We start from the raw sequence: 13,088 nt of genomic DNA on the forward strand, positions 1-13,088 counted from the left end.
CATGCCGCAGATTATCGGTGACCGGACCATGACGCGGGCCTCGGACGGGGCCTCGCGGCTGATCGCGGCGATCATTTTGGCGATCATTTTAGGCGGTCGACAGGGCCGCGTCGCCCCAATCATTCACCATAAGAACAAGCGGGCCGATGCGGACCCGCTTTTCGCTGCCGGACGTCGCCTGATCGGGATGCGTAACGGCTGACGGGCGCGAGGATCGGCTCGGAGGGAGGAGCCTTGGATGCAGAGCGAAACGAATAACCCCGAGCCTTTGGCACGGGCGATGGAGCAGATCACCGGCCTTGTGGCGGTGATCGCGGTGACGGGGATTCTGGCCGGGGCGGTCATCGTGGTCGGCGACGTGCTGGCGCGCTGGCTGTTCGGCACCGCCATCGTCGCCCTCAACGAAATCATGTCGAGCGTCTTTGCCGTCGCGGTGGCCGCGACGCTGCCTGCTGGGGCGGCACGCAGGGTCAATCTGCGCATCGACCTGCTGGGTGCGCAGACCGGGCCCCGGATGACTGCGTGGCTGACGCTGATCGGCTCGCTGATGCTGGCGGGGTTCTTCGCTCTGCTGGCGTGGCGGCTGTCGGTGCTGGGGCTGCGCTATCATGTGCAGGGCCGCTCGACTTCGATCTGGAACTGGCCGCTGGCGCCCACCTATTTCGCGATGGCGGGGTTCATGGCGCTGGCGGGTCTGGTGCAATTGGTCAATGCCGCGCAGGATCTGCGCCGGGCGCTGAGCACCCGGCGTGGGGCAGGGACGCGCCCGGTCGTGATCGTGCTGGCCGTGGCCTTGGCGATCCTTGCAGGCGGCGGGCTGATCTGGGGCTGGACCGATTTTACCGGGCTTTCCTCATGGGCCGGTGCCAATCCGGGGGCGGCGGTGGCTGCCGCGTTTGTCGTGCTGTGGCTCGGCGTGTTGCTGCAATTGCCGCTCGCCACAGTGACGGCGGCGATCGGGCTGGCGGGAACGATGCTGTATCTCGGCGGCGCGACGGCGGGGAATGTGTTTGCCGGGGACAGCGCCGATTTCCTGCGCGATCCGCAGGTGGCGACGCTGCCGCTGTTCCTGATCATGGGCGCCTTCGCGGTGGCTGCCGGTGTGTCGGATGACCTGTTCCGCGTGGCGCAGGCCTTTCTGGGCGGGGTGCGCGGCGGGCTGGCCTATGCCACCGTCGCGGGATGCGCGGGCTTCGGCGCGGTGAGCGGCAATTCGGTCGCGACCTCGGCCACGTTCGGGCGGCTGGCCTTGCCCGAGATGACGCGGCGCGGCTATGCACCCTCGCTCTCGACCGCGACGGTCGCGGCGGGGGGAACGCTGGGCGCGCTGGTGCCGCCCTCGGGGGTGATTATCCTGTTCGCGCTCTTGACCGAGGAATCCATCGCGGCCCTGTTCGTCGCGGCGATGATCCCGGCGCTCGTGGCGCTGCTTTTATACTTCGCGACGATCTGGCTGACGATCCGGCTGACCCCCGGTCTGGTCCCCCATGTCGAAACGGGTGCGCGCAGCGACCTGATCCCGGCGCTGATTGGCGCGTTTCCGGTGATCGTGCTGTTCGCCGTCGTGATCGGCGGGCTTTACGGCGGGGTGTTTACCGCGACCGAAAGCGCCGCGGTGGGCGCGGTGGGCGCGTTTCTGCTGGCGCTGGGGCGCGGTCGGCTGAACCGCCACGCCCTGCTGCGGGTGTTTTCCGAGACGACGGCCTCGACCGCGATGATCTACGCGCTGATCTTCGGCGCGCTGATCTTCTCGTTCTTCATCAATCTGGGCGGGACGCCGCAGATGGTCACCGATTGGATCGGCGGGCTCGACGCGCGACCGCTGGTCATTCTGGGCGTGCTCATCGTGTTTTACCTGCTGCTGGGCTCGGTCATGGACAGTTTCGCGGTGATGGTGATTACCGTGCCGGTGGTCACGCCGCTGGTGCTGGATCTGGGCTATGACATCCTGTTCTGGGGCGTGCTGATGCTGGTGGTGGTCGAAACCGGCATGATCACGCCGCCTTTCGGCATGAACCTGTTCGTTCTGAAAGCGCTGCAGAAGGATGTGAAACTGGCGACGGTGATGCGCGGCGTGGTGCCGTTCATTCTGGCCGATCTGGTGAAGATCGCGCTGCTGGTCGCGGTCCCGGCGTTGTCGCTGTGGTTGCCATCGACCATGAACTAACACCAGGCCGGAGACCTGACACGAAAAAGGGCCCCGCGAGGGGCCCTTTGCTGTTGCTCTGCCGAAGGGATTACTCGGCCAGCGTTGCCGAGGCGTCGTCGAGCGCCTGACGGTAGATTTCAAGCGCCTCGGCGCCGCCGGGCGTGCGTTCGATATAGGACGCCTCGATCGGGCCGCCGACGCGGTCGACCAACTCGGCCACCTGTTCCTCGGTCATCGTGTGGAAGCGCCGTTCGCCGTCGCTTTGGACGAAGGCCAGCGCCTCGGCTTCCCACGCGTCGATCGCCGCGCCGGTTTCGCGCGAGGTCTCGCAGGTCGAGTGCCGTTCCAGAATCTCCTGCGCCGCTTCGGGCAGGGCGTCGAACCGGTCGCGCATCATGAAGACCAGACCCAGACCGCCGCCCAGCGGGGCGATCAGGTGGTCGGTCGTAACCTCGTTCAGACGGAAGCCGGGGAAGGCGGTGAAGTTCATCACCAGCCCCTCGGCGGTGCCGCGCTGCAGGGCCTGATACATCTCGGGCACGTTGATCGACAGCGGTGTGCCGCCATAGGCCTGGATCAGCCCCGAGACGACCGGGCTGCCGGTCATCACCTTCATGCCCGCCATATCCTCCATCGAGGTGGCGGGATGGTCCTGAAAATGCAGGCTGGCTTGCGGAAACTGCACGAAGAGCAGCGGCACGATATCGGCGGTTTCCTCGCCGAAACCACCGGCTTCGTAGAACAGGCAGGCCGCCAGCGCGCCCTGTTCGGCGCTCTGGACCATGAAGGGCAGGGTGGTGACCAGCGAGCGCGGGAAGCGGCCCGGATCAAAGGCGGTGATGCCGAACACCATCTGCACCACGTCGTCCTGCACACGGTCGAAGAAATTCGTGTGGTTGACGATCATCGGCCCGTTGCGAAGCTGGATCTCCAGCACCGAGGGATCCTCGGCGTTGATCGCCTCGGCCCAGGGGGTCAGGATGCGGGTGACGAGCGGGTGCTGTTCCGGGTTCGCGGTGCCGAAGCTCAGCGTTTCCTGCGCGATGGCGGGTCCGGTTGCGAAAAGGGCCGCGCTGGACAAGAGCGCGGCGAGAGTGCGGCGGATCATGGGTTCCTCCCCTAATAACTTTGCAGACCCCGACGGGCGGGGGCCGTGAAAGACCGTAGCTGCGGCTCATGTTTTTGAAAATTTGATTGGTTCAATGGAAGGTATTGATGGAATTCATACCTCAGCGGCCACCGAGTCCAGCAATCGCGTCCGCAGCCAGACCAACGCCGGGTCGGTGTCTCGCATGCTGTGCCACTGGATCACCTGTTCAAGCGGCGCCAGCGTGAGAGGCGGCTCGACCACTGCCAGCCCGGGATCCTGTTCCGCCATCCGCCGGGCCAGCCGCTGCTGAACCAGCGCGATGCGGTTCGAGCCGCGCACCAGATCGCCCAGCGACGAAAAGGAAAAGGTCGTCACCGCCACGCTGACCGCGACCCCGGCGTCACGCAAGAGATGCGCGGCATAGCTCTGCCCGCCGACAGGCGGCTCCATCGCGACATGTTCGAGCGCGGCGAATGTGTCCAGATCGAGATGGCGCGCCGCCGGGTTGGCCGCGTCGAGAATGCAGACCATCGCGTCCTTGAGCAGCGTCTGCGACGGATGATCGGGCGAGGAATAGACGCGCGGTGCGATCAGCAGATCGGTATCGCCGCGCTCAAGCTGCAGGCCGGGATAGGTGCGCTGCGGCTTGATCGTCAGCCGCATGGACGGGGCCTCGCGCGCGACCTGCTGCACGAAAGGCGGCACCACGGTGGCAAGGCTGTAATCGGACACCATCAGCGCCACGTTGCGGGTGCTGGTGGTCGGATCGAACGCGGGCGGCGTGGCAACGGCCGCCTCGATCCGCACCAGAATGTCGCGCACGGGGCCCGCCAGCGCCTCGGCGCGGGGTGTCAGTTCCATGCGCCGTCCGACCTGCACCAGAAGCGGATCCTCGAAATACATCCGCAGCCGGTTCAGCGCGTTCGACATCGCCGACTGGGTGATCGACAGCTCTTCCGCCGCGCGGCTCACGCTTTGCAGGCGGATCAGCTTGTCGAGCGCCGCAAGCAGGTTGAGGTCGAGATTTTGAAAACGCATCGCCGGATTTCCAGTAATCAGGTGAATACCATACATTGATACTTACAATTTCATCAATGTTATTTCCCTCGCTATTGTCGCCCCGAACGAACGGCTAAGGAGGGTGCGCGTGTTCCGCTATTTCCCCACGAATTACGTCTGGGACCTGTCGATCAACCTGTCGATCGAGATGGGGGGCCGTCTGGGCGAGATCGACGCGATGTGCGCGCCGCTGAAGGAAGCGGCGCTGACGCCCGAAGACGGCGGCACGTTGGCCTTCCGCAAGGTCTGGTCCGAAGGCGCCGACAACCTGATCGACCTTGCGCAGGACGATCTGGCCCGGGGCCGCAGCCTGTCGGCCTCGAACAAGCTGATGCGCGCGGCGAATTACCTGATCACCGCAGAACGCCTGCAGGCGCATGGCTCGGAGGGGCGCATGGCGCTTTACCGCAAGCATCTCGCGACCTTCTATCAGGCGCTGGGGCTGGGCGCGACCGGCGCGTACCGCGTCACGATCCCCTACGAGGGCAAGCATCTGTCGGGCATCTTCATGCCGGCCGAGGGCGTCACCGGCCCGCAGCCGGTGCTGGTGCAGGTCAACGGTTTCGACAGCACCAAGGAAATGCGCTTCATGGCGCAGCTGCCGGGGATGCTGGCCAAACGCGGGATTGCGTCGCTGGTGCTGGACCAGCCGGGAACGGGCGAGGCGCTGCGTCTGCAAGAGCTGACCGCGCGCCATGACAGCGAGCATTGGGCGACGCCTGTCTATGAATGGCTCGCTGCGCGCGCTGATGTTGACGAAAAGCGCATCGGCATGGAGGGGGTCAGCCTTGGCGGTTATTACGCGCCGCGCGCCGTGGCGTTCGAGCCGCGCTATGCCTGCGGTGTCAGCTGGGGCGCCAACCACGACTGGCGCGACGTGCAGAAACGCCGGCTTGAGCGTGAGGGCGAGTTCCCCGTGCCGCATTACTGGTCCCATGCCGCCTGGGTGTTCGGCGCCAAGGATACCGACGATTTCATGCAAAAGGCTGAAGGAATGCATCTGGACGGCGTTCTGGACCGCATCCGCGTGCCGTATCTCGTCATGCATGGCAAACACGACAGCCAGATCCCGCTGAAATGGGCCTATCGCAGCTATGAGCAGCTGGTGAACAGCCCGCGCCGCGAGCTTGTCATCTTCGACGAACGAACCGGCGGCGTGCAGCATTCCAGCATCGACAATTCGGGCCCCGCGCTCGACTGCATCTGCGATTTCGTGGCCGAGTCGCTCGGCGGCCGGATCGCCTGAGGAGGACGCAGACATGCAGATCATCGGACCCGATCTTCTGATCTTCGGCGTGGACGACGTGCCCGCCTGCCACGAATTCCTCACCGCCTATGGGCTCGAGACCACGGATTACACGCCCGAGAAGGGCGGCACCTTTCTGGCGCTCGACGGTACCGGGCTGGTGATCCGCGCGCGCAACGATCCCTCATTGCCGCCCGCGCTGAAAACCGGCAGCACCTTGCGTCTGCAGGTGCTGGGCGTGGTGGACGAGGACGCGCTGAACGCGGTCGAGGCCGAGCTGTCGCGTGACCGTCAGGTGCTTCGGCTGGCCGATGGCAGCCTGCGCACGCAGGACGATCAGGGCTTCGAGCTGGCCTTCCGGGTCACCACCCGCAAGCCGCTCGACCTGCCGGGCGAGAAGGTGAACGCGCCCTATGCGCCCGCCCGTGCGGCCAATGCGCTGGGCGTCACGCAGGATATGCCCGCCAAGCCTCGCACCCTGTCGCATCTCGTGCTGTTCGTGCCCGATATCGAGGGCGCGGTGGGTTTCTACCGCGACCGGCTGGGCTTTCGCATCACCGACACGCTGACCGGCGCGGGGCCGTTCCTACGTCCGCAGGCGAATGCCGATCATCACACGCATTTCTTCATTCGCACGCCCCCTTACATGCAGGGGATCGAGCATCTGGCCTTCCATCTGGGCGGCCCGACCGAGCTGATGCTCGCGGGCAGCCGGATGATGGAGCAGGGCTATGAAAGCTTCTGGGGGCCGGGTCGCCACAAATTTGGCTCGAACTGGTTCTGGTATTTCAAGAGCCCGCTGGCCTGCAATGTCGAGTTCGACGCCGACATGGACACCCATGACGACGACTGGGCGCCCCGCGAAGCCCCGATGGGCCCCGAGGCCAGTCAGGCCTTTTTGCTGCAATGGCGCGCGAAATGGGCGCCCGGCGGCGGACCTGGCGGTCCCGGCGGGCCGAAGGACTGAGCCGCGCCTGAGGGGAGGAGAGGCTCATGTCCGAGGTCACGGATAGCGGCTTCCTATGCCGGCTGGACGATCTGGCTGAGGGCGAGGCGCGTGGTTTCGACGTGCCGGGCCTGCGCGCCAAGGTGATCGTGGTGCGCCGGGGCGGCGGCGTTCACGGCTGGCGCGACCTGTGCCCGCATTACGCGGGCGGCACGCCGATGGCGTGGAAGCGCGACGCCTATCTGAACGGCGCGCGCACCCATCTGGCCTGTCACGCGCATGGTGCGTGGTTCGAAATCGAGACGGGGGTCTGCGTGCAGGGGCCCTGTCTGGGCAAGCGGCTGACCCGCGTGCCGCTGAGACTTGACGACAAGGGCGGGATCCATCTGGAGCGGCCGCCAAAGGGGAGAGAGATATGACGGACAAACGGCGCATTCTGGTGGTCGGCGGCGGCTTCTCGGGCATGAGCGCGGCGATCCTGCTGGCTGAAGCCGGTAACGCGGTGGATCTGGTCGAAATCGACGCGGGCTGGCGCAGCTACGGGGCGGGGATCAGTCTGAACGGCGCGATCTTCCGGGTGTTTCACCGGCTCGGCATCCTTGAGCCGTTCAAGGACGTGGGCGCGATGACCGACGGGGTCGAAATGCGCAACCCCGCCGATGCAGTCGTGGCCCAACTGCCGACGCCTGCGCTGCAAGAGGGCGCGACCGGCAATGGCGGCGTGATGCGCCCGGTTCTGGGCAAGCTTCTGTCCGACAAGGTGCGTGCGACCGCGACCAATGTGCGTCTGGGGATCAGCGCCACGGGCTTCGACAACCGCGAAGACGGCGTGACCGTCAGCTTCAGCGACGGCACGACGGGCGAGTATGACCTCGTGATCGGCGCCGACGGGCTCTATTCCAGCACCCGCGCCGCGATCTTCCCCGACGCGCCCGCGCCGCGCTATATCGGTCAGGCCGTCTGGCGCGCCGTGCTGCCGCTGCCCGAAGGGGTGAACACCGTCACGATGTGGATCGGCTCGAAGCTGAAATACGGGGTGAACGCGGTCTCGGACGGGCAGGCCTATCTCTTCGTTACCGAGGATCGTCCGACCAATGAGCGCATCCCCGAAGAGGCGCAGCTTGGCATGCTGAAGGAACTGCTCGAGCGGTTCCCTGCCAAGACCGTGCAGGACATCGCAGCAGGCCTTAACGAACACAGCCACGTCATCTATCGCCCGCTCGAACAGATGCTGATGCCGCGCCCGTGGCACAAGGGGCGCGTGGTGCTTATCGGCGACGCGGTTCATGCCACGACCCCGCATATGGCGGCAGGCGCGATGATCGGCATGGAAGACGCCGTCGTGCTGGCCGACGAGCTGGCCTCGGGCGATATCGAAACCGCGCTTTCAGCGTTCCAGGACCGGCGGTGGGAACGCTGCCGCATGGTCGTCGAGAATTCGGGCCGTTTGGCCGAAATCGAGCAAGGCCACGGCACGCATGAAGAGCACACGCGCCTGATGGGTCAAACGCTGGGCGCGCTGGCCGCGCCGATCTGAGGAGCAGAGACATGGATTTTCCCGCGATCACCCGCGTTGTCACCGGCCATGATGCAGAAGGCCGCGCGGTGGTGTCCGAAGTCGGTCCGCTGCCCCATGTCGCGCAGATCGAAGCCATTCCCGGCACTGTGTTTCATGAGATCTGGGCGACCGAGGGCGCGCCCGCCGCAGTCGGCAACACGCCCGACCCGACGCGCGGCCCCCTCATGCTGCCGCCACCCCGGAACGGGACGCGCATCCGCATCGTCGACATCCCCCCGGATACCGAGGATTTCCTGCAGCAGGGCGCAAGCCGGATGCAGGACGCGTTCACTCAGATCGGCGATGCCGCCGCTTCGACCGTGGCCGCGGACAGCCCGCATCCGCTGATGCACCGCACCGAGAGCGTCGATTATGGCGTTGTGCTGGCGGGGGAATGCACGCTGGTGCTGGATCGCGGCGAGGTCGTGCTGAAACCCGGCCATGTTGTCGTCCAGCGCGGCACCAATCACGCCTGGGCCAACCGCTCGGGCGCGATGTGCCGGATGCTCTTCGTGCTGGTCGATGGTGCGTATGATCCCGACATTCCGCCCGCGCCGTAACCGCGCGCCCGGCCTTCTCTTTCTGATCTGTCTTTCGTCTTAACACTCAAGGACCGCGCCCCATGTCCGAAGCGTCCCAGTCCCAAGCGGCCAAATCCCCGGCGTCCATGCCCCGCCCGTCGAGCTTCACCACCCTTGGCACCGGCGGCGGGCCGATGCAGAACCCGCTTGCCTCGCAGCCCGCGCATCTGGTTATGAACGGCGAGCGCCCGGTGCTGGTCGATTGCGGCGAGGGGGCGATGGGTCAGCTCAAACGCGCGGGCGTCGAGTTTCGCGACGTGCAGCAGATCTTCCTGACGCATCACCATTTCGACCATATCGGCAGTCTTTTCGCCTGCCTCGGGCTGAACATGATGACGATGCGCCCCACGCCGCTGACGATCTACGGCCCGCCGGGCACCAAGGCGATCCTCGACAACCTGATCGCCGCCTGTGACGTGCCGCAGGCGATCGGATTCGGCGTGAAGGGTCAGACCATGCCGCATCCGCGCGATTTCGTCCGGGTCGAGGAAATGACCGACGGGGCACGGATCGAACTGGGCGAGATGGTCGTCACCGCCTGCGAGAACACCCATTACCGCCCGGAGCACGAACTGCTTGAGCCCGGCCCTGTCTCGCTGTCGCTGCGCTTCGATCTGCCGGGGCGCAGCCTGTTCTTCACCGGCGATACCGGCCCTTGCCTGGCGGTCGAGACGCTGGCGCAGGGCGTCGATTTGCTGGTCAGCGAAATGATGGATCTCGACATGACGATGGGCCGCGTGCGCGCCAGCAACCCGCATATGCCCGACGCCGCCATCGAGAAGATCCGCACGCATCTTGCCCTGCACCATCTCAGCCCCGAGGATGTCGGCGATCTGGCCAGCCGGGTTGGCGCGGGCCATGTCGTCGCCACGCATTTCGCCCCCGGCTGCGCCACGCCCGACACCGCCGACAGCTATGCCGCCCGCATCGCCGCGCGGTTCGGCGGTCAGGTCTCGATTGGCCGCGACCTGCAAAGCTACTGACGCCTGCCGAGGCGCGCGCCGGAGAGAGACCGGCGCGTAACCCCGGTCCCGAGTGTCGAGCGCGCGCCATCATTGTGAAACCAAGCGGTATCGGTCACTTTGCTGGAATGTCTCGAATGGGAAACGATGGCGAGTCGACTGATATATGAAAGCGAACACGTCCGGATAAAGCACGATGTGCTGGACGGCGCGTCCAGCGTCATCGTGTTTTTCTCGAATTTCAAGGAAGCGGATTGGCAAGCCGTTGCCTCGCGCGAGGACAATATCCGGTTCCGCGGGCATTCGGCGGTTTTCGTGTTCTCCAAGTACAACCATTGGTGGCAGATCCCCGAGCTTGACGAGATGTGCGCCTGTATCCGCGCGGCGACGGAAGGCTACGCGCAGCGGATCGCCTATGGCTCAAGCAAGGGCGGCTTCGGAGCGCTGCTGTTGGGGGCGGACATCGACAGCACGCGAATAGTCGCTATCGCCCCGCAAACCACGATATCGGATCCGGCGATCCCGCTTCGGTCTGTGTGGAAAGAAGAAATCGCCAAGCGGCCCATCCTTCGCGACAATGTCGCAGACAGCCTGAAAATCCTGCCCGAGGTTTTGTACGATCCGTACAAAGAAACCGATCTGCCTCATGTGAACCATCTGAAAGCGCGGGCCGAAATCGAAGAACTCCGATTTCCGCACGGCGGGCATAAATTGCTCAAGACGTTCAAGGAATGTGGCATTCTCGGCGATGTAATGGGCAGACTTTTCCGCGAGAAAACATCCGAATCCGAGCTTCTGGAGATCTTCGACCCAGTGAAACGGCGCTCGTCGAGCTACATGCTCAATCTGGTTCAGTGGCTCGCGCTAACCGGCGCCTATGCCCAGGCGACGCTTGAATTCGAAGCGCTTGAGGCGCTCGATCCGTCTTCGGTGGCGTCGTTTCGTGAAGGGGCGGCGGTTCGTCTCCAAACGCGTGACGACCTTGCCCCGACTTTGGTCGCTTGGCTCGAGGGCGTCGTCATGCACCGCCAGACAAAGGTATAGCTGGCACTGTCAAAGCCGGGGGGCGGCGCGGCGGAGAAAACGCAGGGGCTGCAACGATGTGAAACACATCGGCCCAAATCCAACAGCTCCTGCAAACCCTTGTTTTTCGAAGAAATGAAAGGGATGGTGATCCCGAGAGGAAGCGGGAAAGCACTACGGATCAATTCGTTGGTCTGTAAAACAAGTGCGATGGCCCTCAAGCAATATCAATGGCTTGCATATCGGCATGTAAAACCGATCGTCGGCAGTAGACGACGTCAAAGCCCGCAAGTGAACCCGTGCATGTCACTGCGCAGATAAGCCAAGAGCAGCACCGAGAAACCGTCAGCTCGACCAGAATACAGTTTCAGCCGGAGATCCGAGCCAGAGCATACCAGGTCGCACAGGGTGCGCCCAAGGGCGAACCGGATCGCCAGGTGTCCTTGGGCAACTCTCTGAAAAACGTTTATTAAGGCGCCGGGGCAGATGCTCCGGCGCCTTTTTGCGTATGGAAGGGGATGCGCGGTTCGTGGCATGAAGCCGCGGATCTGGCGAATGGCCGTTGCGCCCTCTCTTTATGAGCCTGAGCATGGCGCAGTGGGGCTGGCTTGCGACGGTGAGACCCTGGATACGAGGTCGCTTGGAAGCGGTGGGAACTCCGATGAAGACCATGAAGCCGACGCAAGCTGTGCCAGACGAAAGGCGGCTTTGGAGAACGCGGCGAAGCTGAATCCTTAAGAGACGTTCGTCGGCTGAGGGTCGTTCGTGCTCCCCGACACAAAGGGCGGAAAGCGGACATCTATCTCGGCCTCGACGAAAGCAACGCAAACGTATTTCGCAACCACGACTGCTGGTACACCCCAGCAAACAGAAAAGCCTTGTCTGCCACACACTGCGCAGCGTGAAGCCGGAGGCGTCCATGATGACTTAGGCCGGCCCCTCGAACGGGCCGGCCATTTCTTTGCGGCACTTCAGTTCTCGCCCGGACTTATGCTGCCACGCGCCGGCGGTTAACACTCATGACACCGACGGTGCCGGCGATGATCACGAGGAAGACAAGGCTCGTCACCACGGTGCCCAGTCCCAACCCACCGAACTCGGCCGGTTGCGCCAGCAAGTCCCCGAATGACGCACCCAGCGGACGGGTGAAGATGTAGCACAGCCAGAAGGCCCAGATCCCGTCCAGTCCCAGCGCGAAGTATCCCAGCGCCAGCGAGGCGATGATCAGCCCAAACAACACGCCCGTCCCGGCGAAGCCGACGCTGAAGGCTTCCGAAATCAGGTCACCCGCCGCCGTCCCCAGCGCGAAGGTGAACAGAATCGCCAGCCAGTAGAAGGCTTCGCGGCGGAAGGTGTAGACTTCGTGGATCGACAGCGTGCGCTCGGCGGCGAACCACAGGGCGAAGGTGCCGGCCAGCAGGGCCGAGAAACCGAGCGTCGAATACAGCAGCGGGATACCGAGCGCGTCGGTCATGTTGTCGGTGATCAGCGTGCCCACGACCGAGATCAGCACCACGTTCAGCCAGTAGACCATCGGGACATAGGCTTTCTGGCGGAACTGCCAGAGCATCGTCGCAACAAGGATCGCCGACATCATCACCGTCGTCGCGCCCAGTCCCAGCCCGAGGTTGACGGCAAGGAAGTCGGCGGCGGTCTCGCCCATGGTCACGGCAGTGAGCTTAATCAGCCAGAAGCCGGGCGTCACCTCGGGCACGCGGTTCACGGCGCCGTCGAGCAAGGGACGTTCGGGGAAATCGGCAAGGGATGCGGTGGTCATGGTCTTATCCTCTCAGCTGAGCCAGAGCCTGCGCGGCGAAGGCATCGGAATGGGCATCGTCATCGGCATTGCAGCGTTCCAGCGCGCGGGCCTGCAAATCGGCGACACCGCTCGGCGCGGCACGGCCGGCCAGCTCGGTGCGCAACTGGCCGATCAGCGTCTCGCAGGGCAGCGCGCGGCCCGAGGCGTCGGTGACGGCGATGCCGGAAACCATCTGCACCACGCCCCCTTGGGCTCCGGGCGAAACGGGATTGGCCAGCGCCTCCTGCAACGCCGTGAGCGTCGACGTGACGCGGGCGGCGTCCGGCGTCCGGGCCCGCAGTGCCGCGAAGGCGTCATCCGCCGCGCCGTCGATCGTGCCCCAGGCATTGGCATCCATGGCGCGCAGGGCGCTGGCATTCTGGTCCCAGAGCGCCTCGAGATCGGTGAGCCGGGTCTCGGCGGCGGTCAGGTCGCCGGTGGCGGCGATCCTCTGGGTGTCGGTGACGATGGTCTGATAGGCGCTCATGTCGCCCAACGGGGCGGCGCTGGCAGTGGCGGCAGCCGGGGCCGAGGCCGGCGCGATCCAGGCTTCGGCGAGCGCGAAGCCACCGGCCGGGACGGCAATCAGCGCCAGCGACAGCGCGAGGTTTCTGAGGGGCGATGTCATCGGGTTCTTCCTGTTCCTACTGTCATCGGGGCCATTGCGGCCTCATGA

Annotated in this window: 13 protein-coding genes; 9 read left to right on the forward strand and 4 right to left on the reverse strand. The window is 65.1% G+C overall.

Annotation, left to right across the window (positions count from 1 at the left end):
- Position 1 precedes the first annotated feature (1 nt).
- Both JI664_RS10685 and JI664_RS10690 read left to right on the forward strand, forming a co-directional pair.
- Positions 2–202 (forward strand): hypothetical protein, encoded by a 201-nt coding sequence (locus tag JI664_RS10685; protein WP_207013743.1) that lies wholly within the window; start codon positions 2–4, stop codon positions 200–202.
- Between the two features lie 36 nt (positions 203–238).
- Positions 239–2,167 (forward strand): TRAP transporter large permease subunit, encoded by a 1,929-nt coding sequence (locus tag JI664_RS10690; protein WP_207013744.1) that lies wholly within the window; start codon positions 239–241, stop codon positions 2,165–2,167.
- Between the two features lie 70 nt (positions 2,168–2,237).
- On the opposite strand, the gene JI664_RS10695 is transcribed toward JI664_RS10690, so the two are convergent.
- On the reverse strand, positions 2,238–3,257 hold the full coding sequence (locus tag JI664_RS10695) for a TRAP transporter substrate-binding protein (protein WP_207013745.1): 1,020 nt from the start codon (positions 3,255–3,257) through the stop codon (positions 2,238–2,240).
- Positions 3,258–3,371: 114 nt separating this feature from the next.
- The gene (locus JI664_RS10700; RefSeq protein ID WP_207013746.1) at positions 3,372–4,277 is read right to left on the reverse strand and encodes a LysR family transcriptional regulator; all 906 of its coding nucleotides are present in this window, start codon (positions 4,275–4,277) and stop codon (positions 3,372–3,374) included.
- A 109-nt stretch (positions 4,278–4,386) separates the two neighbouring features.
- Here JI664_RS10700 and JI664_RS10705 point away from each other — a divergent pair, with 109 nt between their 5' ends.
- The 7 genes from JI664_RS10705 to JI664_RS10735 all read left to right on the forward strand — a co-directional run bounded on the left by JI664_RS10705 (position 4,387) and on the right by JI664_RS10735 (position 10,635).
- Positions 4,387–5,544: an alpha/beta hydrolase family protein gene (locus tag JI664_RS10705; protein ID WP_349768713.1), complete on the forward strand. Its 1,158-nt coding sequence runs from the start codon at positions 4,387–4,389 to the stop codon at positions 5,542–5,544.
- A 13-nt stretch (positions 5,545–5,557) separates the two neighbouring features.
- The gene (locus tag JI664_RS10710; protein WP_207013748.1) at positions 5,558–6,511 is read left to right on the forward strand and encodes a VOC family protein; all 954 of its coding nucleotides are present in this window, start codon (positions 5,558–5,560) and stop codon (positions 6,509–6,511) included.
- Between the two features lie 26 nt (positions 6,512–6,537).
- Positions 6,538–6,909 (forward strand): Rieske (2Fe-2S) protein, encoded by a 372-nt coding sequence (locus JI664_RS10715; protein WP_207013749.1) that lies wholly within the window; start codon positions 6,538–6,540, stop codon positions 6,907–6,909.
- A complete protein-coding gene (locus JI664_RS10720) occupies positions 6,906–8,027 on the forward strand; it encodes an FAD-dependent oxidoreductase (protein ID WP_207013750.1) in 1,122 nt (373 codons plus the stop codon). Before JI664_RS10715 ends, JI664_RS10720 begins: the two co-directional genes overlap by 4 nt.
- An 11-nt stretch (positions 8,028–8,038) precedes the next feature.
- Positions 8,039–8,608 carry a cupin domain-containing protein gene (locus JI664_RS10725; protein ID WP_207013751.1) on the forward strand — a complete coding sequence of 190 codons (570 nt, stop codon included), beginning with the start codon at positions 8,039–8,041 and terminating at the stop codon, positions 8,606–8,608.
- A 62-nt stretch (positions 8,609–8,670) separates the two neighbouring features.
- Positions 8,671–9,612, forward strand: coding sequence for an MBL fold metallo-hydrolase (locus JI664_RS10730; protein WP_286174028.1), 942 nt, complete (start codon positions 8,671–8,673; stop codon positions 9,610–9,612).
- 177 nt (positions 9,613–9,789) lie between these two features.
- The gene (locus JI664_RS10735) at positions 9,790–10,635 is read left to right on the forward strand and encodes a hypothetical protein (protein ID WP_207013752.1); all 846 of its coding nucleotides are present in this window, start codon (positions 9,790–9,792) and stop codon (positions 10,633–10,635) included.
- 967 nt (positions 10,636–11,602) lie between these two features.
- Here JI664_RS10735 and JI664_RS10740 read toward each other — a convergent pair.
- Both JI664_RS10740 and JI664_RS10745 read right to left on the reverse strand, forming a co-directional pair.
- Complete coding sequence (locus JI664_RS10740) at positions 11,603–12,391, reverse strand: hypothetical protein (protein WP_207013753.1); 789 nt, start codon at positions 12,389–12,391, stop codon at positions 11,603–11,605.
- A gap of 4 nt (positions 12,392–12,395) precedes the next feature.
- Positions 12,396–13,040, reverse strand: a complete 645-nt coding sequence (locus tag JI664_RS10745; RefSeq protein WP_207013754.1) for a hypothetical protein — start codon at positions 13,038–13,040, stop codon at positions 12,396–12,398.
- Positions 13,041–13,088: the final 48 nt, after the last annotated feature.

The sequence above is a fragment of the Rhodobacter sp. NTK016B genome (assembly GCF_017303295.1).
Classification (GTDB): Bacteria; Pseudomonadota; Alphaproteobacteria; order Rhodobacterales; family Rhodobacteraceae; genus Pararhodobacter.

What these genes read in the sequence shown, in the direction of transcription:
- JI664_RS10715 (WP_207013749.1), top strand. Translation starts at nt 6,538, where the DNA reads ATGTCCGAGGTCACGGATAGCGGCTTCCTATGCCGGCTGGACGATCTG.
- JI664_RS10740 (WP_207013753.1), bottom strand. Translation starts at nt 12,391, where the DNA reads ATGACCACCGCATCCCTTGCCGATTTCCCCGAACGTCCCTTGCTCGAC.
- JI664_RS10695 (WP_207013745.1), bottom strand. Translation starts at nt 3,257, where the DNA reads ATGATCCGCCGCACTCTCGCCGCGCTCTTGTCCAGCGCGGCCCTTTTC.
- JI664_RS10720 (WP_207013750.1), top strand. Translation starts at nt 6,906, where the DNA reads ATGACGGACAAACGGCGCATTCTGGTGGTCGGCGGCGGCTTCTCGGGC.
- JI664_RS10700 (WP_207013746.1), bottom strand. Translation starts at nt 4,277, where the DNA reads ATGCGTTTTCAAAATCTCGACCTCAACCTGCTTGCGGCGCTCGACAAG.
- JI664_RS10685 (WP_207013743.1), top strand. Translation starts at nt 2, where the DNA reads ATGCCGCAGATTATCGGTGACCGGACCATGACGCGGGCCTCGGACGGG.
- JI664_RS10725 (WP_207013751.1), top strand. Translation starts at nt 8,039, where the DNA reads ATGGATTTTCCCGCGATCACCCGCGTTGTCACCGGCCATGATGCAGAA.
- JI664_RS10690 (WP_207013744.1), top strand. Translation starts at nt 239, where the DNA reads ATGCAGAGCGAAACGAATAACCCCGAGCCTTTGGCACGGGCGATGGAG.
- JI664_RS10710 (WP_207013748.1), top strand. Translation starts at nt 5,558, where the DNA reads ATGCAGATCATCGGACCCGATCTTCTGATCTTCGGCGTGGACGACGTG.
- JI664_RS10730 (WP_286174028.1), top strand. Translation starts at nt 8,671, where the DNA reads ATGTCCGAAGCGTCCCAGTCCCAAGCGGCCAAATCCCCGGCGTCCATG.
- JI664_RS10745 (WP_207013754.1), bottom strand. Translation starts at nt 13,040, where the DNA reads ATGACATCGCCCCTCAGAAACCTCGCGCTGTCGCTGGCGCTGATTGCC.